Here is a 24,591-nt window from a genome sequence, read left to right as displayed (position 1 = left end):
TGCAACACAAAGTACCTAGTGTACATTTGTTCTATCAAACGCCTAGTACTGCCCTAAGCCTATAACCTGGCCCCGCCCAGCAGCTACCCGCGCGGCCCCTGCGGCGCCCCGCCCCCCGGCCCCCTTCGCCCCTGGCGAGCAGGAGCCTCCCCTGCCCACCTCCCCTAGCCTTTCATAGGCGCGTTTTTTTCCCCTGGCCGGAACCGCGGCCGGCCGGGAACGGAATCGGCGTGCCCTTTCGCAACCCCACTTTTTGACTTTCAGCCATGAATTTCTCTTTGAAAATCAATGCGCTACTAGCCGCCGGCCTGCTGCTGGCCGCCCCCGTTGCCTTGCGGGCCCAAGCGCCGGGCAGCGCTGGCCAAACCGCCCCTAGCCCCCTGGCCGCCACCCAGGGCGCCACGCTCGGCGGCACGGCCGTAGAGGCTGGCGCCAAGGCCGAGCCGCTGCCCTTTGCCACCATATTGCTGCGCCGCGCCGCTTCCGCCGATACCAGCCTGGTAGCCAGCGGCCAAACCGCGCTCGACGGCCAGTTTGCGCTGCCCGGCGTGCCGGCCGGCACTTACCAGCTGCGGGTGCTGGCCCTGGGCTTCCAGCCGCTAGCGCTGGCCGTGCGAGTGGCGCCTGGCCAAGCCACCGTGGCCCTAGGGGTGCTGAAGCTGCGCGCCGCCACCCAGCAGCTGGGCGAGGTAACCGTGACGGGCCAGAAGGCCGTGGTGCAGCAGGAGTTGGGCAAGACGGTGATTAACGTGGAAAAGGACCTGAGCAGCGTGGGCGGCACGGCCGTGAACGTGCTTGAAAACGTGCCCGCCGTGGCGGTAGACGCGAGCGGCACGGTGAGCTTGCGCGGCTCCTCGAACCTGACCATCCTCATTGATGGCAAGCCGGCCGGCACCAGCAACGGCGGCCCCGGCCCGCGCCTCGACCAGATTCCGGCCTCCCAGATTGCGCAGGTGGAGGTGATGACCAACCCCTCGGCCAAGTACGACGCCAGCGGCGCGGGCGTCATCAACATCATCACGAAGAAGGACAAGAAAGAGGGCTGGAACGGCCAGGCCGCGCTGGTGGTGGGCACCCGCGACAAGTACTCGCCGAGCCTGAGCCTGAGCCGCCACCACGGCAAAGCGACCTGGAACCTGGGCTACGACGGCAGCGACCAGCAGTACCGCACCCTCAACCGCAACGCCCAAACGGCGCGGCTAGCCGACAATACCCAGCTCTACACCAGCCAGGAGGGCCTAGGCCTGCAGCACAACCGCAACCACACCCTGAACCTGGGCCTGAACTACGACCTGACCAAGGAGCAAACGCTGAGCGTGAGCCTGCAGCCGCACTACGAGCACCAAACCGAGCGCGACAACCAAACCCTGACCCAGCAAACCGTGGGCTCGCCCACCATCACCACGCAGTATGGCCAGGAGCTGGCCGACGTGCAAGTGAAAGTGCTGGAAAGCTCGGCCGACTACCGCCACACCTGGGAGGCCCATAAGGGCCGCGAGCTAACCGCCAACGCCGGCGCGGTGCTCATCAGCGCCAACATTCCGGTGAGCCAGTTGATAACGGGCGGCACCGCGCCCGCCGGCTTCAAGCAGCAGCAGCAGGTAGATGCCCGCATTTTCTTCGGGCAGGCAGACTACACGCTGCCCAGCGCCGATGGCAAGGGCAAGCTCGAAACCGGCGCGCGGCTGCAAACCCTGCGCAACGCCGGCCGCACGGCCATGTTCAAGCCCGTTTCGCTTGACCCCAGCGCCGAGTTTCAGCTCGACCCCGCCAACTCCTTCACCTACAGCTTCACGCAGGTGATGCCCGCCGCCTACGCCACCTACTCGCGCACCCTGGCCCACGGCTGGAGCGCCCAGGGCGGCCTGCGCACCGAGGGCACCTTCCTGAACGGCGGCGTGGAGCATAGCCCCGCCAGCGTAAACCGGCAGTACGTCAGCCTTTTCCCCTCGGCCACGGTGGCCCGCGAGCTGGGCAAGGAGCCGGGCCAGAACCGCCTGCAGTTCAGCTACGCCCGCCGCCTCAACCGGCCCGACTTCATGCAGCAGCTGCCCATCCAGCTCTACCAAGACCCGCGCAACTACCGCCAGGGCAACGCCGCGCTGCTGCCCGAGTTCAGCCACAACTTGGAGCTGGGTCACCAGGTCAACCTGGCGGGCGGCGCCAGCATCACGAACACGGTCTTCGCCCGCTTCACGCAGGATGCCATCCGGCGGGTGCGCACCATCGACAGCGCCGCTACCCGCGACAATAACGTGGGCGTAGTGACCCGCGAGACTTACGACAACGTGGGCACTACCAACAGCTTCGGCCTCGAAACGACCTGGGCCCAGCCCCTCACCAAGTGGTGGCGCGTGTCGGCCAGCGGCTCGGTCTACTACTCGCAGGTTGCCGCCAACGCCCTGAACACCGCCAACCGCGCCGCCCTGGCCGGCACCGCCCGCCTGGCCAACAACTTCACGCCCCGCAAAGGCCTCGACGTGCAACTGACGGGCACCATCCGCTCGACGGTGCTCACGGCCCAGGGCCGGCAGCTGGCCACCGGCGGCCTCGACCTGGCCGTGCGCCAGCGCCTGTTTCAGGACCGCGCCGCCCTCACGCTCCGCGTCTCCGACCTACTCAATACCCAAGTGCGCCGCAACGAGCTGGCCACGCCCGAGCTGCAAACCAGCCTCTACAACAAGTACGAGACCCGCGTGGGCTGGCTGGGCTTCACCTGGTTTATCGGCGCCAGCAAGGCCAAGGCCGACCGCATCGACAGCGCCCCCAGCAGTGGCGGCGGCTTCGGGGGCTAGGGCTCCCCGCCCACACCACTACCCGCCAGCTAGTACCCAGGAGCCAGCAATCCTTCGTGGCTCAGCGGCTCGCTGCTGCCTCCACAATCCCTTTTCAACTTCACCCTTTTTCTTTTCAACATCATGAAAACCACCGCTTTGTTGCTCGCCGCCGCCCTTTTTGCCCCCGCCGCCGGCGCCTTGGCCCAGTCAGCTACGTTCGTGGCCGCCGCGTCGGCCCTGGGCCCCGCCGCCGCCCCGCAGGCCACTGCCCCGATGGCCCCGAGCGGCAGCGTCACCTACTTCGGCCTGGTTAGCTCGCACGATGCGCAGCACGCCCAGTTTGCCCAGCTGCGGCAGGTATTTGCCACCAGCCGGCCCACGCTGGTGCTGCTAGAGAAGCCCGATATGGGCGTGGACAGCACCGAGGCCGCCACGGTGAGCCGCTGCGGCGAGACCGGCTACGTGCGCCTGCTGGCCCAGCAGCACGGCGTGCGCACCGAGCGCCTCGACGACGCCCAAGCCGAGTACGAGTACCTGCGCGCCCGCACCGAGCCCGCGCAGCTCCAGGTGTACTACCTGCTGCGCCTCAGCCAGCAGTATTGCCACAACGTGCACCCCTCGAAGGCCGTGCTCCAGCAAGCCATGCAGCAGTTCCTGGCCAATAGCTACGCCATTTTGCCCGGCGCGGCGCTGCCGGTGCGCAGCCTGCCCGAGCTGGCGGCCGCCTACCGCCAGCTGTGCCCCGGCGGCGGCGCGTGGCAGCAGGTGGCCCTAGGCACCCGGCCCGCCCCCGCCTTTGCGCAGCACCTCGACGAAGACGCCCGCGCCTTCCAGCTGCAGCGCTTGGCCCAGCGGGTGGCCCAGCACACCCAGGCCGGCGAGCGCGTGCTGGTGGTGCTCGACGCCAGCCACCTGCCCGCCCCGGCCGCTACCTACGCCGCCACGGCGCCGCGCGGCCGCTAGCCTCAGGGCCCTAGGGCCCCCTAGGGCCGGCCCGCCCCCAACACGCAGCACTCGGCTACTACCCGCTACCCGGCGCGACGATTACGGGGCCGCGGGCGGCGGCGGGGTGTTGCGTTTGGGCGCGGCGCTGGTGGCTGCCCGGTGGGTTTGGGCGGCCCCGCCCGCGCTTACCCGGCAACGGGGCGGGGCGGAATTTATCAGGTAATAGCCGACCAGTTTGCCGGGTCTGGCCGGGAGGCCCTAGGGGTGGGCGCGCGGAATAGCCCGCCCCCAGGCCGGCCGGACCCGGCAGCTGGGAGGTTTGGCCGTTTCTTTACGGTTCCACACATCTCCTTTTTTCTTTAGAATGCTGAAAACACTGCGCCTCACGGCGGCCCTGGTCCTGGCGGCCGGGGCGGTAGCCGCCCAAACGCCCGAGCCCACGGGCAAGGTGAAGGTAAAAACCAAGCGCGGCCGCCGCGACGAAGCCGCCACCACGGCCCCCGCCACTGCCGCCGCTAGCACCACCGACTACTCGCTGCCCTACGCGGCTACCATCACGCCCGAGGCGCTGAAGCAGGACCTCTCGGTGCTGGCCTCGGACGAGTACGAGGGCCGCGAAACCGGCCAGAAGGGCCAGCGCATGGCCGCCGACTACATCGCCAAGGCCTTTGCGGCCGACGGGCTGGCGGGCCCAGTGCCGGGGTCGGACAACCCCTACTTGCAGCACTTCACCATGAACCGGGTGAGCCTGGACCCGGCCTCGGCCATCCAGGTGGGCGGCAAAACGTACACGCAGGGCAAGGATTTTTACGTGGTGCGGCCGGGCGCCTTCGCCGCGGCGGCCGCTACCATCAAGCCCACCTTCGTGGGCTACGGCATCAAGGAAGAGAAGTACGCCGACGCGCTCCCGGCCCCCGGCAGCGACTTGGTGCTGCTGCTGGGCCAGCCGCTCAACAAGGCCGGGCAGCCGCTGCTGGGCGCCGCCAGCCCCTACGGCGCCAGCGGCCTGCCGGCCATCGTAGCCCGCACCCCGGCCATGCGCGCCGCCCAGCCGCACTCGGTGTTTTTGGTGGCCCCCACGGCCGCCGCGTTTGCCCAAGTGCCCAAAGACTACGCTCAGGTGCTCAACGGCGAGCAGCTGGAGTTTCCCGATAAGCCGACCCAGGCGGGCGGGGCGGGCATCGTGCTGGTGTCGCCGGCCCTAGGGGCGGCCTTGCTGGGCACCAACCCAGCCGGCCTGACTGCCTACGAGAAGCAGGTGGGCGCGGCCGGCAAGCCGGTGACCAGCGGCTTCAAGCCCGCCGCGGCCAACGTGCAACTCAAGCAAAAGAAAGAGCCCTTCACCACCGAAAACGTGCTGGGCTACCTCGAAGGCACCGACAAGAAAGACGAAGTAGTGGTGCTGAGCGCCCACTACGACCACCTGGGGGTGAAAAACGGCGTGGTGTTTAACGGGGCCGACGACGACGGCTCGGGCACGGTGAGCGTGCTGGCCATGGCCCGCGCCTTCACCCAGGCCAAAAAGGACGGGCACGGCCCTAGGCGCAGTATTTTGTTTCTGGCCAACGTGGGCGAGGAAGAGGGCTTGCTGGGCTCGCAGTACTACACCGACCATCCCATCTTCCCGCTGGCCAACACCGTGACCGACCTCAACATCGACATGGTGGGCCGCGTGGACAGCCTGCACCAGGGCAAGGGCGACTACCTGTACCTGGTGGGCTCCGACCGCCTGTCGAAGGAGCTGCACACGCTGAGCGAGGCCACCAACCAGCAGTACCAGCCGGTGGCGCTCGACTACAAGTACAACGCCCCCGACGACCCCGAGCACATCTACGAGCGCTCGGACCACTACAACTTCGCCAAGCACAACGTGCCGATTATCTTCTACACCAGCGGCTTGCACCCCCAGTACCATCAGGCCACCGACGACGTGGCGCTGATTGACTTCCCGGCCATGGCCCGGCGCGACCAGCTGGTGTTTCACACCGCCTGGGCCGTGGCCAACCGCGACCAGCGCATCCTGGTGGACGAGCAGTTCCGCGCCACCGGCTACGCGCCCACCGCCACCGACCTCGACCGCTACGCCGGCACCTACGGCAACCCCCAGGTGCCACTCAAAATAGTGCTCAGCAAGAATGCGCAGGGCCAGCTGCAAGCCCAGGCTACCGGCCAGCCCGCCTTCACGCTGGAGCCGGTGAGCCCCGGCATCTTCAAGTTTGACCCAGCCGGCCTGCGCCTGGAGTTCGCGGCCGACAAGCCCACCTTCACGCTCAAGCAAGGTGGGGGCACCCTAGAATTTACCAAGCAGTAGGCCAGGCCTGTAGCTAAGTAAAAGGCGGTCATGCTGAGCGCAGTCGAAGCATCTCTACCGCAGCAGTAATCCTGACGATTGGAATTACTTACGCGGGAGAGATGCTTCGACTGCGCTCAGCATGACCGCCTTCTTTTTCCTTAAATTTTACCCCTAGGCCCCGCTAGCGCCGAAAGCTCAGCCCCAGGAAATACTCCCTGTCGACGGAATGCGTGAGGGGCAGGTGGGTGCCAAAGTCGAGCTGCACGTTGTCCGAAATATCGAGCTGCGGGCCCAGGTTCACCGAGCTGCGCCAGGCGCTCTGGCGGGTGTCCCAGTAGCCCACTACTTCCACGAAGGCCTGCACCAGCTTGCTGAACTGGTAGTCGGTGGTGAGGGTGGGCGTGAGCTGGTAGAAGTGCTGGCCGGCCTCGGGGTCGTAGAAGAAATTGCTGGCCACTTGGCCGCCCACGCTCCAGTTTTTGGTGCACTGAAACACGCCCGTCAGCGTCAGGCCGGGCTCGTAGCCGCCGTCGCCCACCGGGCCGCCGGTGGGCAGCTCCACGTAGCCAACCAGCCCTAGGGCCCCGCGGCTGTCATCGTCGCCCAGCAGCGTGTGCTTGAGGCGCAGCGTCACGTCGCCCACCCCCCGGTTCAGCTGGTTTTGATTGAAGGGGCTGGCCCCGCCCTGGCTGTCGTCGAAGTTGTGCGAATACGTGAACATATCCAGCGCCACCTGAAAGTCGGTGCGGTCGGTGAGGCCGATTTTGGCCAGGAAGTGGTTCACGTACCAGTCGTGGCCGTGGGTGGGGCCCTCGTGGCGCGTGAGCAGGCGCAGCACGTCGGTTTCGTACTGAAAGTGGCCCGCATCCACCGAATACGGGCTCTCGGTGATGCCGGGGCGGTCGGGCACCATGGGGCGCATGTAGCGGCGCGGCGTGGGGTGAAGCAGCGTGTAGTGCCGCTTATCGACGCTGATGCTGTCGTTCAGCGGCTTGTTGGCCTGAGCCGCCGCCGGGCCTGCCAGCGCCAGCAGTCCCAGGCAGCCCGCGTAAAAGTGGCGCATTGCGAAACGTAAAAAAAAGGTAACAGGCCCGCATACGCAGCCCGCCGCGCAGTGACTGAGCGCGGCCAGCAAAACGCCAGCGCCGGCTTGCCTTAGGTGCTGCCACTAGGGTCGATACCCACCCCGGCATCCTGGCCAGGCCTTCCCCGTATAAAGCGCAAGTTCACCAAATAATCATTTATGCGCTCGTCCATTTCGCTGCTTTTCTTGTTCGCCTTCAGCGCCTTGCTGGCCCTGGGCACGGCTGCCTGCGGCACCAAGCCCGATGGCACGCCCTACGGCGTCGACCCCGCCAAGCTGCCCGATGGCCGCCGCAAAACGCAGGAGGCCGCTATGTCGATATATAAAAAAGACATGCCGAAGGGCGCCGAGATGAACGCCGTCACCAACGGGGCCCGCGCGGGCCAGCCGGCCAGCCAGGCGCTGCCCGACCAGCCCGCCCGCTAGCCCGGCGGGCGGCGGTGTAGGCTGGCCCCCGGCCTACCTTTGCGGCCGTAATGGAAAAACCCAGCATCCCGCAAGGAACCCGCGATTTTGGCCCGGCCCAGGTGGCGCGGCGTCAGCACATTTTTGGCGTTATCCGGCGCACGTTCGAGCTGTTTGGCTACGCCCCGCTCGAAACGCCCACCCTCGAAAACCTCTCGGTGCTCACCGGCAAGTACGGCGACGAGGGCGACCAGCTGCTGTATAAGGTACTGAACTCGGGCAATTTCCTGGTGAAGGAGCGCCGCGGCGAAATCACCCCGCTCGTGACGGCCGAGGACCTGGAAACCGGCCCTAGGGCCGTGCTGCCCAAGATAGCCGAGAAGGGCCTGCGCTACGACCTCACCGTGCCCTTTGCCCGCTACGTGGCCATGAACCGGGGCACGCTCACCTTCCCCTTCCGCCGCTACCAGATGCAGCCCGTATGGCGCGCCGACAAGCCGCAGCGCGGCCGCTACCGCGAGTTTTGGCAGTGCGATGCCGACGTGGTGGGCACCACGTCGCTGCTCTGCGAGGCCGAAATCGTGCTCATGATGGCGCGGGTGCTCAGCGAGCTGGGCCTCGACGACTTCACCATCAAAATCAACCACCGCGGGGTGTTGCGCAACGTGTACCAGGCCCTAGGGGGCGAGGGCCAGGAAACCGACCTGTTCGTGGCCATCGACAAGCTCGACAAGATTGGGCGCGAGGGCGTGAGCCGCGAGTTGCTGGCCAAGGGCTTTACCGAGCCCGTCCTCGACACCCTGTTTGACCTGCTGGCGGTAGCGGGCACGTTCGAGGAAAAGCTGGACCGCCTGCTGGCCGGCTTCGTGACGGCCGGCGTGGAGCCCGACGGCCAGCGCCCCACCGCCGACAGCGCCGACGACGACGAGCCCGCCCACTACCGCGGGCTCAGCGAGCTGGGGCAGGTGCACGCCCTGCTGGCGGCCTCGGGCTTCCGGCAGTTCGAGCGGCTGGAGTTTGACCCCACCCTGGCCCGCGGCCTGAGCTACTACACGGGCTGCATCTTCGAGGTGAAAATCAACAACGTGCCGGGCATGGGCAGCGTGAGCGGCGGCGGGCGCTACGACAACCTGACGGGCGCTTTCGGGCTGCCGGGCGTGCCGGGCGTGGGCTTCTCGTTCGGGGTGGATAGGCTCTACGACTGCCTCGAAACCCTCGATTTATTCGTGGGCGCCGGCGAAACGCCCACCCGCGTGCTGCTCACCCACTTCGACGCGGCCAGCGGCCGGGCGGCCCTGCCGCTGCTGGCCGAGCTGCGCCAGGCCGGCATTCCGGCCGAGCTGTACCCCGACGCCAGCAAGCTGCAAAAGCAGTTCAAGTACGCCGATGCCAAGGGCATTCCGCTGGTGCTCATCCTGGGGCCCGAGGAGCTGGCGGCGGGCGTGGCGAAAATCAAGATTCTGCAATCGGGCGAGGAAAAAACACTGCCGCTGGCCGAAGTGGTAGCCGCCCTGACGGTATAAGTGCCTGGGGCCAGCCCGGCGTTGGGCAGCCAGCGCGGGGCGGCGGGGGCGGCCGGCGTAGCGCGGCGCGCCAGCGGCGGGCCGTCCCGTACTTTGTGGCTCCTATGCCCTACCTCCCTCCCGGCCCGCTCACCCTGGGCGCCCTGGCCGAGCTGCTGGCCAGCGATGAGCCCGTGCGCCTGGCCCCCGGCGCCGACTGGCCGCTGGCGCCCGCGGCTGGCCCGGCTGCTGGCCCCGATTTGCTGCTGGCCTGCGCTACCGGCCTCGGGCCCGAGCTGCCGGCCGGCTTGGTGCGCCGCCTGCTGCTGCTCAAAGCCGCCGAGCTGAGCCAGGCTCCGCCCGGCGCCACCCCGGCCGCCGTGCGCCGCCTGCTCGATTTCTTCAGCCGCGACGTGTGGCCGGTAGTGCACACCCTAGGGGCGCGCAGCGACCAAGCCGCACTGGCCCACTTATGCTTGCCGTTGGTGGGCCTCGGGGAGGTGAACTACCAAGGCTACCGCCTAGCCGCCGCCGACGTGCTGGGCCTCTTTGGCTGGGAGCCGCTGCCGCTGCCAGCGCCGGCCGAAGCCCTGGCCCTGCTAAGTGGCCAGGCCTTTACGCTCGCCTACGCTACCGAGGCCCTGGCCCGCGCCGAGGCCCTAGGGCGCGCCGCCACCCACCTGGCCCCCCTGCTGCCCGGCACCGTTCCAACCCTGGGTGCCCTGCCCGCCAGCCGCCAGCTCATCGAGGCCACCCTGCTGGCCCCGCCCCGGCCCGCCCAGCTGCACGCCAACCCAACGCCCACTCCTGAACTGCTGAGCGCCCTAGGGCAGCTTGCCCAAGCGGTGGCCGCGCTGGCCACCGACGCGGCCCGGCGCCTCGGCCAGTTGGTAGCCGGCCGGCCCGCCCCGGCGGCGGGCTACAGCTGGCAGGCTCTGCCCCAGGCGGCCGCCAGCCTGGCCGATACTCTGCCGCGCGCACGAGCGGCGAGCGCCAACGGCGCGGCTGCCGAGGCGCTGCGCACCGTGGAAATAGCCGAGCAGCTACTGGGCTTGGAGTTGCTGGCCGCTGCCTGGCAGCCGGCCGCCAGCGGCGCCGCCGAGCCGGCCGCCTTGGTCACCTTTCGGGCGCACGCTACCTTCGTGGGCCCCGGCCAGCTGCTGGCGCCTGCCCTGGAGCGCGCCGCCCGCTTCGTGCGCGAATACGCCTGGGCCTAGGCCAAGCGTTGGCAAGAAAAGCGAAGAAACATGACTGGTATGCTGAGATTTTTGCTGAGCTGCGCGCTTACCCTAGGGCTGCTGGCCGGGCCGCTTGCCTGCACCTCCTGGGCGCAGTGCCTGGTAAGCCCGCCCCCCGCTACTTGCCCGCAGCCCTTCCGGGCCATTGACGTGGCCAGCGGCCAGGAGGTGCAGGCGCTGTGCGTGGGCCGGGCCGTGCGCTTCGAGCTAGGCTGCGGCCGGCAGGTAGACCCCAACAAGCTCTACTACAACGCCCTGCCGGGTACCAACGCCACCCCGGCCGGCTGCGACTTCACGGTGGCGCCACTACCCAACAACACGTTTACGCCCACCGCCGCTGGCCCCTACTCCATCGCCGAGCTGAGCAACCCGCTCTCGACGGGCATGCCGATGCCGACTACGGGCGTCGTGTACGTGCGCAATTTCCAGGCGTACGCCAGCCCGGTGCCCGATATTAGCTTAATCCCCTGCGCAGCCGGCAATGTTCGGCTTGGTTTTCAGGGATTTCCTCAAAATCCGTACGACCAATACTTTGTGCAGGTAAACGGTGGTCCGTTGAGCGGTCCTTACGCGCGCAACTCGGCGCTTCCGCTCTTTGCCGCGCCGGCGGGCAGCCAGATAACCGTCGTGGCCAATTACCGGGATAATACGCTGTGCGGCAACCAAGTTACCATTACGGTACCCGTTATCCCAACGCAGAAGCCCGTTATTAAAAGCCTGACCGTGCAGGGCAGCTTGCCAGGCCCAATCGCCTTCACGTTTAGCGGCCTGAGCGGCCTAATCGACCTGGGGGGCGGCCATAATATACTGCCTATCAACCAGCTGCAAGTAGCCAGCCCCACCAACCCGACGCGGTTTCGCGCGGTAGTGGGCATCACTTCGCCCACCACTTACTCGCAGAGCCTGTTGCCGCCGGGGCTATACCGCTTGGCTAACTACGATTTATGCGGCCTCGATTCCACCTTCTCCGAACCGGTGCCCACCATCCAGCTCAGCGCCGCCTCGCAAAACAACGTGAACGCACTGACCTGGCAAACGGCGGGGCCGGTGGCCAGCCTCACGCTGCTGCGCAACGGCACGCCCCTGGCCACGCTGCCGCCCACCGCCACCAGCTACCTCGACGCGGCCGTGACCTGCGGCACCACCTATACTTACCGCCTGCAAGCCACCACGGCCGGCGGCAGCCAAACCCTTTCTAACCAGGTAGCGGTGACTACTACTTCGACCCTGGCGCCGCCCGCCCCGCTGGTGGTAGCCAGCTTCGACCTGCTGAACCGCGTGAACCTCACGGCCGCGCTGCCCGGCGGGGCGGCCCTGCCGGCGGGCAGCACCGTGACCTACAGCCGCCAGGGCGGCGGGCAGGACTACACCTTTGCGGCCCTTGCCGCACCGGCTTTGCTGCGCGATTCTACGGCCCTGGGCACGCTGCTAGCCTCGCCGCCCTGCTACGCGGCCCAGGTGCTGGACGTGTGCGGCAATCGCTCGGCCCTAGGGCCCGCCACCTGCCCGGTGCTGCTCGCGGCCGAAGCCGCCGACCCGGCCGGTGCCACGGCCCGCCTCAGCTGGAGCGCGCTGCGCGGGCCCGGCAGCCCGGCCCAGGGCGCTACCTACCGCGTGCTCACCCTAGGGCCCGACGGCACGGTACTAGCTACCTCACCCGTGCTCACGGCCCTCAGCTACCTCGACGTGAGCCCGCCCGCCGACCGCCAGGTGCTGCGCTACCGCATCGAGGCCAGCGGGGCAGGCCTGCCGGGCGGCGCCCTCAGCTACTCCAACCTGGCTACCGTAGTGCGCCAGCCCTACCTAGCCGTGCCCAACGCGTTTACGCCCAACGGCGACGGGCTCAACGACGTGCTGGAAGTGAAGGGGCGTTACCTCACGGCCTTTTCTTTCGTAGTAGTAGACCGCAACGGGCAGGAGGTTTTTCGGGCCACTGACCGCAGCCAGACCTGGGACGGCACCATTCGGGGCCACGCCCCGGCCAACGGCGCCTACGTGTGGCGCTTTACCATGCAGGACGAAACCGGCCAGCCGTTTAGCCAGACCGGCTCGGTCAGCATCTTGAAGTAAGCTCTTGATTACTAAATAAATAAGAACGTCATGCTGAGCGCAGCCGAAGCATCTCTACCGAACAACCGCTGGGAGGCGTGGTAGAGATGCTTCGGCTGCGCTCAGCATGACGTTCTCTTATAAGGGCTAAGGGCAAATTTTAAGGCAAACATTTTTTTTAGCTTCGGAGTCTAACTCGTTAGGCGTTCCATTTTTCCAACCAACACCCTCGCAATGGCTTCTTACGAACCAAACCCCGCCTTCCACGCCACCTACCACCTGGGGCAGTACCAGGCGGCCATCGACCAGAAAATCGCGGACCTCAACCAGCACGATTTCACGACCCGCTTTTGGCAGAAAGACGCCACCCTGTGGGTGCAGGACGCGGAGGCCCAGCAGAGCATCCGCAGCTTTATGGGCTGGCTCGACACCCCTAGGGTGATGCTGGGGCGCACCAGCGAGATTACCCAATTTGTGCACGAGGTAAAGCAGGCGGGTTTTCAGCACGTGGTGGTGATGGGCATGGGCGGCAGCACGATGGCGCCCATCGTGTTCAAGAACTGCTTTCACTGGGGCGAGGGCGACTTGCCGCTCTCCATCCTCGACACCACCGACCCTGGCACCGTGGCCGAGCTGGAAAACGAGCTGCCCCTGCGCCACACCCTGTTTATCGTGGCTAGCAAGTCGGGCACCACGGCCGAGCCCATTGCTTTCGGCGACTACTTCTACGACAAGGTGAAGCAGCTGAAGGGCGACGCGGCCGGCGAGAACTTCGTGGCCATTACCGACCCCGGCTCCAAGTTTGTGGACCAAGCCACCAAGGAGGGCTACCGCCACATCTTCCTGAACTTCCCGGAGGTGGGCGGGCGCTTTTCGGCCCTCACCTACTTCGGGCTGGTGCCGGCCGCCTGCTACGGCGTCAATATCACGGCGCTGCTGCACGGCGCCGAGGGCATGATGAAGGACTGCGGCGCCGACGGCCCCGTGGCCGGCAACCCCGGCCTGCACCTGGGCGCGGCCATCGGCTACCTGGCCACCCAGGGCCGTGACAAGCTCACGCTCATCACCCCCGATACGCTGAGCAGCCTGGGGCTGTGGCTGGAGCAGCTGCTGGCCGAAAGCACCGGCAAGCACGGCAAGGGCATTTTGCCGGTGGCCGGCGAGCCCCTAGGCCGCCCCGACGAGTACGGCGCCGACCGCGTGTTCGTGTACGTGGGCTACGACGATTTTACGGACAACGACAGTCTAGGCAAGCTGCAGGCGCTGGAGCAGGCCGGCCATCCGGTTATCATCATCCGCCTGAAGGAGCCGATGGACCTAGGCCGCGAGTTCTACCGCTGGGAAATTGCCGTGGCCGTGGCGGGCATCATGCTGCAAATCAACCCCTTCGACCAGCCCAACGTGCAGGAAAGCAAGCTGGCTACCGACCGCGTGATGAAGGCCGTGACCGAGCAGGGCCACGCCCCCGACGCCGGCCAACCCGCCGCTAGCCAGGAGGGCGTGCGCTACTATGGCGACGTGACTGGCAAAAACGGCTTTGCGCCCGATGCTGCCGGGGTGCTGCGTGCCTTCTTCGGCCAGGCCCGCGTGGGCGACTACCTCGACTTGCAAGCTTACCTGCACGAAACCGATAAGGTGAGCGCGCAGCTGGCCGATTTCAAGCGGCAGGTGCAGGATGCCTTGCGCATCGCCACCACCTCGGGCTACGGCCCGCGCTTTTTGCACTCTACCGGGCAGTACCACAAGGGCGGTCCCAATACCGGCCTGTTCGTGCAGTTTACCGCCGACCACCCCCAGGACCTGCCCCTGCCCGGCCGCCCCTACACCTTCGGCACCTTCGAGAACGCCCAGGCCCAGGGCGACTTCGAAACCCTGCTTAAGTACGGCCGCCGCGCGCTGCATATCCAATTGGGCGCCAACCCCGAAGCGGGCTTGCAAACTGTACTGGCGGCGCTCAAAACCGCGCTGGCGCAAACCGAGCAGGGCGCTTAGCCAAGCCCAATCTTTTTCGTAGCTTTCTATAGGTGTCGGGCTGCGCAGCCAGGCTACCTCGCTGGTGCGGGGGCCGGTTGCGCAGCCCGTTTGCTACATAGCTCAATTGCCACCTCTCTTTGGTACTATAACGTTTTTTGCACGTATCAGCAATCGGGCTTTATTGGCAGCGGCCCTGGCTGCGGTGGATTCTTGCGCAGCTCTCCCCTAGGGCCGGTTTCTACGCAAGGGACATGCGCTGCTGGCGCGTTTAGCAGCAGTAGCAGCTTAGCGCATTGGTTGGCCTCTCGCCCAAGCTGGCTGGCTCCCGCTTAAGGCTGGGATACAGCAACTTGAAGACCACTTTTACAGCGAATTCATAGCCAGTGGATGCAGGGGCGGGGCTTGCCCTCGCCGCCGGTCGCGCCAGCTCTACGATGGTCGTGCAACGACGGGCGGGGACAAGCCCCGTCCCTACTGGCCACTGACGCTGAAACTGCTTTAAAAGGCGTACCAGCTTGGCTTACCAAGCATACGGCCGGAATACGATGGCCTTGCGCCAGCAAGTCGTTTTCAACCAGCTTCTGGCCAAGGCGGTCCATCCGCGCGGCTACATTTGCAGTCTGCTCACTATTCCCCCACTGCCGCTAACGCTCCGGCACTAATTCAACCATTTGCCCTGTTAAAACGCGCCCCCACTTCCTCGCCGCCGTGGCAAGGGTGCCAAGCAGCTCGTTAGTAGCAGATGGCTGGCGTGCAATAACCAATTGCCAATCAGACTTCCTAACTCCCTCAAGCAGCAGGCTGACTTTGGTATTTATCCAGGTCGGCGACGATTGGCAGGCTGTTCATTCTCAAGCCCTAGGCCGTGATAAGGCCCGTAACAAACCAACTTTAAAAACCGCGTTTCCAGCGCATTTAAGCATTATTTAGTATGGCATTCGACATGATGGGCATGATGGGCAAGGTGAAGGAGCTGCAAGACAAGATGCAGCAGGCCCAATCCCAACTCGGGCACCTCACCGCCACGGGCGAGGCCGGAGGAGGCCTCGTAAAAGCTACCGCCGACGGCCATCGCCACTTGGTGAAGCTCGACATTGACCCCTCGCTGCTGACGCCCGAGGACCGCGAGATGCTGCCCGACCTGGTAGTAGCCGCCGTCAACAAGGCGCTAGATGCCGCCGCCGAGCAGGCCCGCCAGGAAATACAGCGCCAAACCAGCGGACTGCTCCCCAATCTGCCGGGGCTGGATTTGAACGGGATGCTGTAGGGAGTTATGAGTCAAAAGTTATGAGTTATGAGTTTTCTCATGGCCGTAGCTGGCAACCCATAACTTTTAACCCATAACGTATAACTCCTTGCAAGACACAGCTATTGTCATCCTTAACTACAACGGGGCACACTTCCTAAGGCAGTTCTTACCGGGGGTGCTGGCCCACGCCGATGGGGCGCAGGTAGTGGTGGCCGACAATGCCTCAACCGACGATTCGCGGGAGGTGTTGCAGCGCGAGTTTCCGGCGGTGCAGGTGCTGGCGTTCACTGAGAATCTGGGGTTTTGCGAGGGCTACAACCAAGCGCTGGCGCGGCTCAATTACGATTTCTACGTGCTGCTCAACTCCGACGTGGCAGTGCGGCCGGGGTGGCTGCCGCCACTGCGCCAGCTGCTGGCCCAGCACCCCAGGGCGGCGGCCGCGCAACCCAAGATTCTGGCCCACGCCAACCCCACGCTGCTAGAGTATGCTGGGGCCGGCGGCGGCTACCTCGACGCGCTGGCTTACCCTTTTTGCCGCGGCCGGCTCTTTGATACCCTCGAAACCGACCGAGGACAGTACGACGACCCGCGCCCGGTGGCCTGGGCCAGCGGCGCCTGCTGCTTGGTGCGGGCCAGCGCCTGGCGAGCCCTAGGGGGCTTCGAGCCCGCTTTCTTTGCCCACATGGAAGAAATTGACTTCTGCTGGCGCGCCCAGAATGCGGGCTACGAAGTGTGGTATGCGGGCGGCGCCAGCGTGGTAGAGCACGTAGGAGGCGGCACCTTGCCCAAAAGCAACCCGCGCAAAACCTACCTCAATTTTCGCAACGGCCTGGCGCTACTTTTCAAGAATACGGCCCCCGGCGAGTTGGCCCCCAGCCTCATTCTGCGCCTGCTGCTCGACTGGGTGGCGGGCCTGCGCCTGCTGGCGGCCGGCAACTGGCCCGAGGCGCGGGCCGTGGGGCGGGCGCACGCCGCCTTTTTTCTGCGCCTAGGCTACTGGCGGCGGCGGCGCAAGCTGGCCGCCCCCCGCCTGCTGCTGAGCGAGCGAGCAGGCACCTACGCGGGCAGCGTGGTGTGGGCGTATTTCGGGCAGGGTAAAAAACGATTTGCTGACTTGTCAATCACTGCTTACCCATCAGCCGCAGGAAAAACCAACTGAGGCTCTTCCCAGATAGGCGGCGGTTACTTGCTCGCTAGCAATTGCTTACAGGTCCCACACGGTGCTGCGCTGCTCGCGCATGGCCCGGCGAATGTTCATCCAAAACACGCCGGCGAAGTACAGCACGATGGGCGAGCCGAACGTGAAAAACGAGGCGTAGACGAAGGAGAGCCGTACGCTTCGCTTGCTGAAGCCCCAGCGCTGGGCCAGCGCCGAGCACAGCCCAAACGACTGCTCTTCGATATAGTCGGTAAGGCGCTTCATAGCGGTAGGTTTAGGCGGGGTGGTGCAACTTTGCCGCACTAATATACAAGCTAGCGCGCAGCCAACCCCCGGCGCTTCCCTACGTTAAGGCGCGGGGCGGGGTTGCTGCCTGCTTTTTTTTCTGCTTTGAATTCTTCCATCCTTTTGCGTTTAGTATCAAGCTGTAAGCTCGGGGCCCTAGGGCTACTACTGGGGCTGCTGGCGGCTTGCTCGCCCCTGCCGCGCGTGTTGCAGGCTGCCGAAAACGGCCGCCGCGTGGTGGCCCGCCCCAGCCCCCTCACGGCCGTGGGAGCCGCCGTGCCCTTTGAGGCTACGGCCAAAGCCTCGGCCCAGCACCTGCACAAAGGCGTGGTGTACGAGGTGGTGCTCACTTACCGCTACGACCACGACCTGCGCCTCGACACGGTAGGCCGCCTCTCCTTTGCCCAGAGCGAGTACACCTACGACGACTCGGTGAAGGGCCGCCTGGTGAGCACGCGCCGCTTTAGCCTGCCCAACACGCCCCAGCGCTCGCCGGGCCAGCTGCTGGCGCGCGGCCAGGTGCGCGAGCTGAAACCCGGTGGCAAGGTACTGAAAGCGACCACCGAAACCCTGGTGGCCCGCGGCATTGCCGACCCTGGCCGCCGGGTAGTAATAGAAGATACCGCCCTGGCCCTGCTGCCCGAAACGGTGAGCAACGTGCGCAGCGGCACCCGCGTGCTGCCGCTGTATTTCGACCAGGGCCAGTGGTTTATCCGCTCGCACCTGGGCACCAACATCGCGGCGCTCGAAGACCTGATTGACGCCAACCAGCGCACCCAGCGCGTACTGATTGCCGCTGGCCATTCGCCCGACTCCATCGATGCGCACCAACCGGCGCTGGCCAGCAAGCGCGTCAAGATGCTGCTCTACTACTACAAGCAGCGAATCAAGGGCTTTTCGTACCTCAATAAAGTAGAGGATATTAAGTTTGATACCCTGGCTTACCGCCGCAGCTGGGAGCTGTTTCTGAACCAGGTGCAGCACTCGGCCCTCAAGCCCGCGCAGCAGGACTCGGTGGTGAGTATCATCAACAACACACCTGGCTCGTTTGCCAAAAAGGAAAAGGCGCTGCACAAGCTCACGTATTTCGACTACCTGGAGGACTACATCTACCCGGTGCTGCGCTGGGGCACGGTGGCCGTGACCTACACCGCGCCGCCGCGCTACAACTCGGAGGTGTACATCCTGAGCAAAAAAATCCTAGAAAAAGAAGCCGACGTGGAAGCCCTCACGCCCGAGGAGCTACGCTACTCGGCCCAGCTCACGCCGCTGCTGGCCGAGAAGCAGCGCATCTACGAGCTGTCGGCGGCCAACACGGCCAGCTGGCAATCATTTTACAACCTAGGGATGGTATTGCAGTTGCGGGGCGAAAAGGAGCCCACCGAGCGCGTGGCCCGCAGCTATTACCACCGGGCGGCCATCAACTTTACCCTGGCCGCCCACCGCCACCCCACCGCCGAGCTATTTTACCGCGCCGCCGCCGCCCACCAGCGCGCCCAGGAAAATCTGGAGGCCCTCAGCGACTACGACTACGCCATTAAGCTAGGCGGCCCTAGGGCGCTGCTACAGAAAATTTTCTCTGACAAGGCGGCGCTGGAAATCATCATCGGCCAGCCCGAGCAGGCCCTGACCAGCTTGCGCCTGGCCGGCCCCAGCTACCAGAACTACCTCAACCAGGGTTTGCTGCTGCAGCAGCAGGGCGGCTACGATGCGGCCGCTGCCCAGTACCAGCTGGCCCTCGACCTGCGCACTAGGGCCGCCGCGCCCCACTACGGCCTGGCCGTGGCCGCCGCCCGCCGCCACGACGAGGCCGTCATGGCCCGCGAGCTGCACCAAGCCGTACTGCTCGACCCTAACCTAGCCACCCAGGCCACCGAGGACTTGGAGTTTGCCAGCTACGTGCAGGGCGCCGCGTTTCGGGAGGCGCTGAAGAAGTAGAGAACTATGCAGGAGAACCACGTAAAAGAACGTCATGCTGAGCCCCGCGAAGCATCTCTACCGCGCCGCTAGAAATACCCCAGGCGGCGCGGTAGAGATGCTTCGCGGGGCTCAGCATGACCGCCTATTTTGTGTAACCGGGCAGCCAACACCTAGTATCATTCCTTAACTTTACCCCATCATTTATTTTAGCTGATGCGTACCATTCAATTCCGCGAGGCCCTGCGTGAGGCCATGAACGAAGAAATGCGCCGCGACCCATCGGTGTTTCTGATGGGCGAGGAAGTGGCCGAGTACAACGGCGCCTACAAGGTAAGCCAGGGGATGCTCGACGAGTTTGGGCCGGAGCGCGTGATTGACACGCCCATTGCCGAGCTGGGCTTTGCCGGCATCGGGGTGGGCGCGGCCGCCAACGGCCTCAAGCCCATCATCGAGTTCATGACCTTTAACTTCTCGCTAGTCGCTATCGACCAAGTGATTAACTCGGCGGCTAAGCTCTACTCGATGTCGGGCGGGCAGTACTCGTGCCCCATCGTGTTTCGCGGGCCTACCGGCAACGCCGGCATGCTCAGCAGCCAGCACTCGCAAAACTTCGAGAACTGGTTTGCCAACACACCCGGCCTGAAAGTGGTGGTGCCTTCGAACCCCTACGACGCCAAGGGCCTGCTCAAAGCCTCCATCCGCGACCCCGACCCGGTGATTTTTATGGAGTCAGAGCTGATGTACGGCGACAAGGGCGAGGTACCCGAAGAAGAGTACATCCTCGAAATTGGCAAGGCCAATATCGGCCGCGCCGGCAAGGACGTGACCTTGGTGAGCTTCGGCAAGATGATGAAGATTGCCTATGCCGCCGCCGATGAGCTGGCTAAGCAAGGTATTGAGGCCGAAGTGATTGACCTACGCTCGGTGCGGCCCATCGACTACGACACGCTCATTGTCTCGGTGAAGAAAACCAACCGCATGGTGGTGGTAGAGGAAGCCTGGCCGCTGGCCAGCATCTCGGGCGAGCTGGCTTACATCGTGCAGCGCCGCGCCTTCGACTACCTCGACGCGCCGGTTATCCGCATCACCTGCGCCGACGTGCCCCTGCCCTACGCTCCCACCCTCATCGAGGCCTCGCTGCCCAACGTGGCCCGCGTGGTGAAGGCGGTGCAGGAAGTGACCTATTCGGCCGCCTAGGCCCGGATTAGTAGAAATAGAAAGAACGTCATTCCGAGCCTGCGAGGAATCTCGCCTGCGCCGTTAGGTTACTAATTCTAACGGCGCGAACGAGATTCCTCGCAGGCTCGGAATGACGTTCTTTTTGCGTTATGCATTCGGCGCCAGCCCTAGGGCTGGCTGCGCCGCCCCAGCTTATGGCGGTGGTAGCCCTTGAGGGCCAGCGGAATCCAGCCCAGTAGCGGCACGAAATAGGCCAGGGTAAGCGGGTTGCGCCAGATATACTTCCAGAAGGCACCGGGCTGGTCGAGGGGCAGGTGGAAGTTGCGCTCGCCGCAGCGCACGTAGCGCCGCTCGAACTCGGCAAAGGCCACGGGCCAGGCGAAGGGCAGGAAGAAGGGGAAGTAGCGCCGGTTTTCCTTCATGCGCTGCCACAGCTCGCGCCAGCGGTACGGGTGCCGGCCGTGGGTAGCCACGGCGGCCGTTAGCTCGGTTTGCATGCGCTGGCGCACCTGCTCGCTCAGGGCCTGGTAGTCGGCGCGGGTTAGCTCGGCAGCGGGCCTGGGGGCCAGGTCGCGCACCCGAATGCGGGTGCCCATCACGAAGGTGGGCTGGGCCGGCAGCGCCAGGTAGAAAGCCCAAGGCTGCAGCAGCACCAGCAGCAGCAGCGGCGTGAGGGGCAGAAAGGGAATCCCGATTTTCTTGAATGCCCGGTTCACCCACCCGAAACTGTAGGCAAACGGGTTGAAATACTCGGCGTTGACGGTGTAAAAAGGCACGATGTCAGTATCATGCTCCACACTCATGCGCACCATGCTGGTGGCCAGGCGCTGCAGCTCGTACTTGTGGTTGAAGCCCTTGCCAATGCCCGGCACTCCCTCGGGATACACCATTAGGTTGTAATCCTGCTGGTACATCATGGTTTCGAAGTTGAGCGTAGTGGCTTGCACGCTGCCCACCCGCAGCCAAAAATCCGGGATGAGGTAAGGATTCATGAGCGTGGTTTTCGACAGCAGTGGAGCCGAAAGGGGCCTAGGCATGTCGCGCCGGGGCAGCACGCGCCAGAGGTGGGCCAGCGCCACAATGGCATCCCAGGGGAAGGCCATGCCCGAGTGGTTGGAAGCGAAAATGAGGGGCCGCGCGGGGTAGTTGCGCGCCGGAAAATCCTCAAACCCCACCAGCCGCGACCGAAACCACACCCGGTCGAGCAGCTGCAACAGGTTGTTATCGAGCGTAGTAGTGAAGTCGGGCCGAAAGTAGTCGTCGTAAATGTGCTGGTTGGCCCGAATGGCGGGCGGCGGCGACTCGGGCACAAGGGTGGGCATGGCCCGGCAAGTTAGGAAGCAGGGGCCCGACCAACCCGCGCCGCCCAGGCCCTAGGGCCTGCTGGGCACGCAAAGGCTAGCGCGGCGCGGCGCGCGCGCTGGTGAGCAGCACCACGCCGTTGGCGCCGCGCGTGCCGTAGAGGGCAGTGGCCTGGGCACCGCTTTTCAGGTAGGCGATGTGCGCGATGGGCTGGGCGGCCAACTGGCGCAAAAACGCAGCCGTGTGCGCCGGGTAGTTGTCGGCCAGCGGGTAGCCGTCTACCACATACAGGAGCAGAGCCCCCGCCGGACGGGCTTGTTCGGCCAGGGCCCGCGGCCGCTCGGCCTGGTAGTAGGCCTCGCGCTGGCTGGCCGACAAAAGCGTGAGGCACACGTACTGCGGCGGGTGGCGCAGCACCGTGTCGGCGAGTACCCGCGCCCGCACGGCCGCCACTTGCGCTGGCAGCGGCAGGCGGCGCACGCTGTCCATCCAGGCATCGGAGCCGGCTGGGCCAGCGTGTGGGGGCGGGGCGCTTTGGCCCGCGGCCAGTTGGCTGGCCCCCAGCAAGGCCGCCAGCACGTAAGCTCGTTTATAGAGAACAGTCATACTTAGCGGATGCCGGCGGGGGCGCAAGGGCATAAAAATAGCGGCTCTGCCAGAAACCAGCAAAGCCGCTATTTATCTGCTCAGGATGCCCTAGGGCTATTTAGCCGTTCATGGCTAGCAAGAACTCCTCGTTGTCCTTAGTGCCCTTCATGCGGTCTTTCAGGAACTCCATAGCTTCGGTGGCGCTCATGTCGGTCATAAACTTGCGCAGCACCCACACGCGGCTCAGCTCGTCGCGGCCCAGCAGCAGGTCTTCGCGGCGCGTGCCCGAGGCCGGGATGTCGATGGCCGGAAACACGCGCTTGTTGGCCAGCTTGCGGTCGAGCTGCAGCTCCATGTTGCCGGTGCCTTTAAATTCCTCGAAGATAACCTCATCCATCTTCGAGCCGGTTTCAATCAACGCCGTGGCGATAATCGTCAGTGAGCCAGGCCCTTCGATGTTGCGGGCAGCGCCAAAGAAGCGCTTTGGCTTTTGCAGCGCCCCGGCATCGATACCGCCCGAGAGGATGCGCGAGCTGCTAGGCTGCACCGTGTTGTAGGCGCGGGCCAAGCGGGTGATGGAGTCGAGCAGAATCACCACGTCGTGGCCGCACTCTACCAGGCGGCGGGCCTTGTCGAGGGCTAGCTCGGCGATTTTCACGTGGCGGTCGGCCGTTTCATCGAAGGTCGACGATAGCACCTCGGCCTTCACTGAGCGGGCCATGTCGGTTACTTCCTCGGGGCGCTCGTCAATCAGCAGGATGATGAGGTACACTTCGGGGTGGTTTTCCGAAATGGCGTTGGCAACCTCTTGCAGCAGAATGGTTTTGCCCGTCTTCGGCTGCGCTACAATCAGGCCGCGCTGGCCCTTGCCGATGGGCGCGAACAGGTCAAGCACGCGGGTGCTCACCTGCGTGGGCTTGGTGCTCAGCTTCAGCTTTTCGTCGGCAAAGAGCGGGGTGAGGTGGGCGAAGGGCACCCGGTCGCGCACCTCTTCCACGGTGCGGCCGTTGATGCCGTCCACGTTCACCAAGGCGAAGTACTTCTCGTTTTCGCGGGGCGGGCGCATGGTGCAGCTCACCGTATCGCCGGCCTTGAGGCCAAACTGGCGTACCTGCTGCGGCGACACGTAAATGTCATCGGGCGAGGCGAGGTAGTTGTAGTAGGGCGAGCGCAGGAAGCCGTAGCCGCCGTCGGGCATCAGCTCCAGCGTGCCCGAGCCGGGCACGGTCAAATCCAGCTCGGGAGCCCGCTGGGGGCGCTGCTGCTGCGGCTGGGATTGTGGCTGGCGCTGCCCACCGTCGGCCTGGCCATTGGCGGCCGGCTGGTTGCCACTGGCTTGCTCACCACCTTGGCCCTCCGTGCGTTGGCGCTCTTCGCGGCGCTGCTGGCGCTGGGCTTCGCGCTGGGCGTAGCGCTCCTCGCGGCTGAGGCGGGGTTGGTCGGTAGCGCCGTAGCCGTTGGCACGCTGGCCGCCATCGGCGCCGCCGCTAGCGTTGCCGGCAAAGCGCGGCTGACCATTTTCGCCGGTGGCGAGGCTAGGGGCGCCGGTGCCATTGCCGCCGTTGTAGCGGGGCTGGCCATTGCCATCGGGCCGCTCGCTGCGGTTGTCGCGGTACTCGTTGCGCGGCTGGTCATTACGGCGCTGGTTGTTGTCGCGGTTGTCGCGGTTATCCCGATTGTCGCGGTACTCGCGGCCATTGGCGTCGCGGCTGGTGCTGTCGCGGTTGTCGCGCTCGTAGCGCGGGCGCTCGGCCACCGAGCTTTCAAACGACACTTCCGAGGGCGTGGCTACCTCGGCTGCTGCTTCGGCCGCCGTAGGAGTTGTTTCGGCAGGCTGCTCGGCAGCGGCACTGGGCTGGGCGTCGCGGCGCTGAATGGGGCGGCCGGCGCGGTCTACCCGCTCGCGGCGCTCGCGGCGCAGCGGGGCACTAGCGGCGTCGGAGTGAGTTTCGGCGGTAGGGTTGGTTTCGGTGGGCGGGGTGGTGGCTTCCTCCTGGGCCACGGGCACGCTGCCCAAGGCCTGCTCATCGGCCTCTACCACTTCGTAGCGGGTGGGCTGAGGCGTTTCGACCGCCGTTTCCGACGCTGCTTCAGCGGCGGGCTCGGCAGCGGCCGGCGCCACCGGGGCAGCTTCGGCAGTGGCCACCGGGCGAGCGCCGCGGCCAGCGCGGCTGCTAGTTGGGGCCGGGCTCACTTCTGAGAAAGGCAACTCGGCTTCGGGGGCGGCGGGGGCCGCGCTGCGGCGGGGGCGCCCAACGGCCCGGCCACTGGGGGCGGTTTCGGCGGGGGCTTTAGCAGCGGGCGCGTTGGCACCCTCGGCGGCTGGCTTCTTAGCGGGTACTTGGTCGGTGGGCAGCAGGGCCTGCTGGTCCAGAATCTTGTAAATCAGCTCCTGCTTGCTCAGGCGCTTGAAGTTGCCAACTTGCAGCCGCTCGGCTATTTCCTTTAGGTCAGACAGCAGGCGCTCCTTCAGCTCGGTGAGGGTATACATAAAATGGGATAGGGGAAACTCAGAAAGGGGCCGCCCAACCAGGGGCAGCGCCGGCTCAGCCAGCTCGGCCAAGCGCTGGCAGTCAACAGCACGAGGCGCTAAAGCGCCACACAACCAGCAAAGCGGCGGGCAATAATCAAGAAGTGGGAAG

At 65.7% G+C, this 24,591-nt stretch carries 17 protein-coding genes; 12 read left to right on the top strand and 5 right to left on the bottom strand.

From position 1 onward, the window contains the following. The first annotated feature begins 266 nt into the window (after window positions 1-266). The 3 genes from HHL22_RS00880 (at window position 267) to HHL22_RS00870 (ending at window position 6,033) form a co-directional block, all read left to right on the top strand. Window positions 267-2,795: an outer membrane beta-barrel protein gene (locus HHL22_RS00880; protein WP_169529092.1), complete on the top strand. Its 2,529-nt coding sequence runs from the start codon at window positions 267-269 to the stop codon at window positions 2,793-2,795. Between the two features lie 123 nt (window positions 2,796-2,918). Continuing rightward, window positions 2,919-3,740, top strand: a complete 822-nt coding sequence (locus tag HHL22_RS00875) for a hypothetical protein (RefSeq protein ID WP_169529091.1) — start codon at window positions 2,919-2,921, stop codon at window positions 3,738-3,740. A 346-nt stretch (window positions 3,741-4,086) separates the two neighbouring features. Continuing rightward, window positions 4,087-6,033, top strand: a complete 1,947-nt coding sequence (locus tag HHL22_RS00870) for a M28 family peptidase (RefSeq protein ID WP_169529090.1) — start codon at window positions 4,087-4,089, stop codon at window positions 6,031-6,033. A 163-nt stretch (window positions 6,034-6,196) separates the two neighbouring features. Here the strand turns inward: HHL22_RS00870 and HHL22_RS00865 are convergent, their stop codons facing one another. Continuing rightward, window positions 6,197-7,078 (bottom strand): transporter, encoded by an 882-nt coding sequence (locus HHL22_RS00865; RefSeq protein ID WP_169529089.1) that lies wholly within the window; start codon window positions 7,076-7,078, stop codon window positions 6,197-6,199. A gap of 180 nt (window positions 7,079-7,258) precedes the next feature. Between HHL22_RS00865 and HHL22_RS00860 the strand changes: the two genes are divergently transcribed. The 7 genes from HHL22_RS00860 to HHL22_RS00830 all read left to right on the top strand — a co-directional run bounded on the left by HHL22_RS00860 (window position 7,259) and on the right by HHL22_RS00830 (window position 16,675). After that, a complete protein-coding gene (locus HHL22_RS00860; RefSeq protein WP_169529088.1) occupies window positions 7,259-7,525 on the top strand; it encodes a hypothetical protein in 267 nt (88 codons plus the stop codon). A gap of 50 nt (window positions 7,526-7,575) precedes the next feature. Then, the gene (gene hisS, locus HHL22_RS00855; RefSeq protein WP_169529087.1) at window positions 7,576-9,027 is read left to right on the top strand and encodes a histidine--tRNA ligase; all 1,452 of its coding nucleotides are present in this window, start codon (window positions 7,576-7,578) and stop codon (window positions 9,025-9,027) included. Window positions 9,028-9,131: 104 nt separating this feature from the next. Then, window positions 9,132-10,223 (top strand): aromatic amino acid lyase, encoded by a 1,092-nt coding sequence (locus tag HHL22_RS23700; protein WP_206680672.1) that lies wholly within the window; start codon window positions 9,132-9,134, stop codon window positions 10,221-10,223. A 39-nt stretch (window positions 10,224-10,262) separates the two neighbouring features. Then, window positions 10,263-12,314, top strand: coding sequence for a T9SS type B sorting domain-containing protein (locus HHL22_RS00845; RefSeq protein ID WP_169529086.1), 2,052 nt, complete (start codon window positions 10,263-10,265; stop codon window positions 12,312-12,314). Window positions 12,315-12,527: 213 nt separating this feature from the next. Further along, window positions 12,528-14,285 carry a transaldolase gene (locus tag HHL22_RS00840; protein WP_169529085.1) on the top strand — a complete coding sequence of 586 codons (1,758 nt, stop codon included), beginning with the start codon at window positions 12,528-12,530 and terminating at the stop codon, window positions 14,283-14,285. 913 nt (window positions 14,286-15,198) lie between these two features. Further along, window positions 15,199-15,534: a YbaB/EbfC family nucleoid-associated protein gene (locus HHL22_RS00835; protein ID WP_169529084.1), complete on the top strand. Its 336-nt coding sequence runs from the start codon at window positions 15,199-15,201 to the stop codon at window positions 15,532-15,534. A gap of 88 nt (window positions 15,535-15,622) precedes the next feature. Continuing rightward, window positions 15,623-16,675 (top strand): glycosyltransferase family 2 protein, encoded by a 1,053-nt coding sequence (locus HHL22_RS00830; RefSeq protein WP_195809209.1) that lies wholly within the window; start codon window positions 15,623-15,625, stop codon window positions 16,673-16,675. 45 nt (window positions 16,676-16,720) lie between these two features. Here the strand turns inward: HHL22_RS00830 and HHL22_RS00825 are convergent, their stop codons facing one another. After that, window positions 16,721-16,939 (bottom strand): PspC domain-containing protein, encoded by a 219-nt coding sequence (locus HHL22_RS00825; protein WP_169529083.1) that lies wholly within the window; start codon window positions 16,937-16,939, stop codon window positions 16,721-16,723. Between the two features lie 126 nt (window positions 16,940-17,065). Between HHL22_RS00825 and HHL22_RS00820 the strand changes: the two genes are divergently transcribed. Further along, the gene (locus HHL22_RS00820; protein WP_169529082.1) at window positions 17,066-18,898 is read left to right on the top strand and encodes a hypothetical protein; all 1,833 of its coding nucleotides are present in this window, start codon (window positions 17,066-17,068) and stop codon (window positions 18,896-18,898) included. Between the two features lie 195 nt (window positions 18,899-19,093). Beyond that, a complete protein-coding gene (locus HHL22_RS00815; protein WP_169529081.1) occupies window positions 19,094-20,077 on the top strand; it encodes a pyruvate dehydrogenase complex E1 component subunit beta in 984 nt (327 codons plus the stop codon). Between the two features lie 149 nt (window positions 20,078-20,226). On the opposite strand, the gene HHL22_RS00810 is transcribed toward HHL22_RS00815, so the two are convergent. The 3 genes from HHL22_RS00810 to rho all read right to left on the bottom strand — a co-directional run bounded on the left by HHL22_RS00810 (window position 20,227) and on the right by rho (window position 24,440). Then, window positions 20,227-21,381, bottom strand: coding sequence for a lysophospholipid acyltransferase family protein (locus HHL22_RS00810; RefSeq protein WP_169529080.1), 1,155 nt, complete (start codon window positions 21,379-21,381; stop codon window positions 20,227-20,229). A gap of 76 nt (window positions 21,382-21,457) precedes the next feature. Continuing rightward, on the bottom strand, window positions 21,458-21,967 hold the full coding sequence (locus HHL22_RS00805) for a hypothetical protein (RefSeq protein ID WP_169529079.1): 510 nt from the start codon (window positions 21,965-21,967) through the stop codon (window positions 21,458-21,460). A 100-nt stretch (window positions 21,968-22,067) separates the two neighbouring features. Further along, window positions 22,068-24,440 (bottom strand): transcription termination factor Rho, encoded by a 2,373-nt coding sequence (gene rho, locus HHL22_RS00800; protein WP_169529078.1) that lies wholly within the window; start codon window positions 24,438-24,440, stop codon window positions 22,068-22,070. Between the last annotated feature and the right edge of the window lie 151 nt (window positions 24,441-24,591).

Source organism: Hymenobacter polaris (genome assembly GCF_012927305.1).
Taxonomy (GTDB): Bacteria; Bacteroidota; Bacteroidia; order Cytophagales; family Hymenobacteraceae; genus Hymenobacter; species Hymenobacter polaris.
Note: the sequence above shows the minus strand (reverse complement) of the source record. Positions and strands in the feature narration are given on the sequence as shown.

Coding starts and splice junctions, on each gene's coding strand:
- HHL22_RS00880 (WP_169529092.1), top strand. CDS start 267: ATGAATTTCTCTTTGAAAATCAATGCGCTACTAGCCGCCGGCCTGCTG.
- HHL22_RS00875 (WP_169529091.1), top strand. CDS start 2,919: ATGAAAACCACCGCTTTGTTGCTCGCCGCCGCCCTTTTTGCCCCCGCC.
- HHL22_RS00870 (WP_169529090.1), top strand. CDS start 4,087: ATGCTGAAAACACTGCGCCTCACGGCGGCCCTGGTCCTGGCGGCCGGG.
- HHL22_RS00865 (WP_169529089.1), bottom strand. CDS start 7,078: ATGCGCCACTTTTACGCGGGCTGCCTGGGACTGCTGGCGCTGGCAGGC.
- HHL22_RS00860 (WP_169529088.1), top strand. CDS start 7,259: ATGCGCTCGTCCATTTCGCTGCTTTTCTTGTTCGCCTTCAGCGCCTTG.
- hisS (WP_169529087.1), top strand. CDS start 7,576: ATGGAAAAACCCAGCATCCCGCAAGGAACCCGCGATTTTGGCCCGGCC.
- HHL22_RS23700 (WP_206680672.1), top strand. CDS start 9,132: ATGCCCTACCTCCCTCCCGGCCCGCTCACCCTGGGCGCCCTGGCCGAG.
- HHL22_RS00845 (WP_169529086.1), top strand. CDS start 10,263: ATGCTGAGATTTTTGCTGAGCTGCGCGCTTACCCTAGGGCTGCTGGCC.
- HHL22_RS00840 (WP_169529085.1), top strand. CDS start 12,528: ATGGCTTCTTACGAACCAAACCCCGCCTTCCACGCCACCTACCACCTG.
- HHL22_RS00835 (WP_169529084.1), top strand. CDS start 15,199: ATGGCATTCGACATGATGGGCATGATGGGCAAGGTGAAGGAGCTGCAA.
- HHL22_RS00825 (WP_169529083.1), bottom strand. CDS start 16,939: ATGAAGCGCCTTACCGACTATATCGAAGAGCAGTCGTTTGGGCTGTGC.
- HHL22_RS00815 (WP_169529081.1), top strand. CDS start 19,094: ATGCGTACCATTCAATTCCGCGAGGCCCTGCGTGAGGCCATGAACGAA.
- HHL22_RS00810 (WP_169529080.1), bottom strand. CDS start 21,381: ATGCCCACCCTTGTGCCCGAGTCGCCGCCGCCCGCCATTCGGGCCAAC.
- HHL22_RS00805 (WP_169529079.1), bottom strand. CDS start 21,967: ATGACTGTTCTCTATAAACGAGCTTACGTGCTGGCGGCCTTGCTGGGG.
- rho (WP_169529078.1), bottom strand. CDS start 24,440: ATGTATACCCTCACCGAGCTGAAGGAGCGCCTGCTGTCTGACCTAAAG.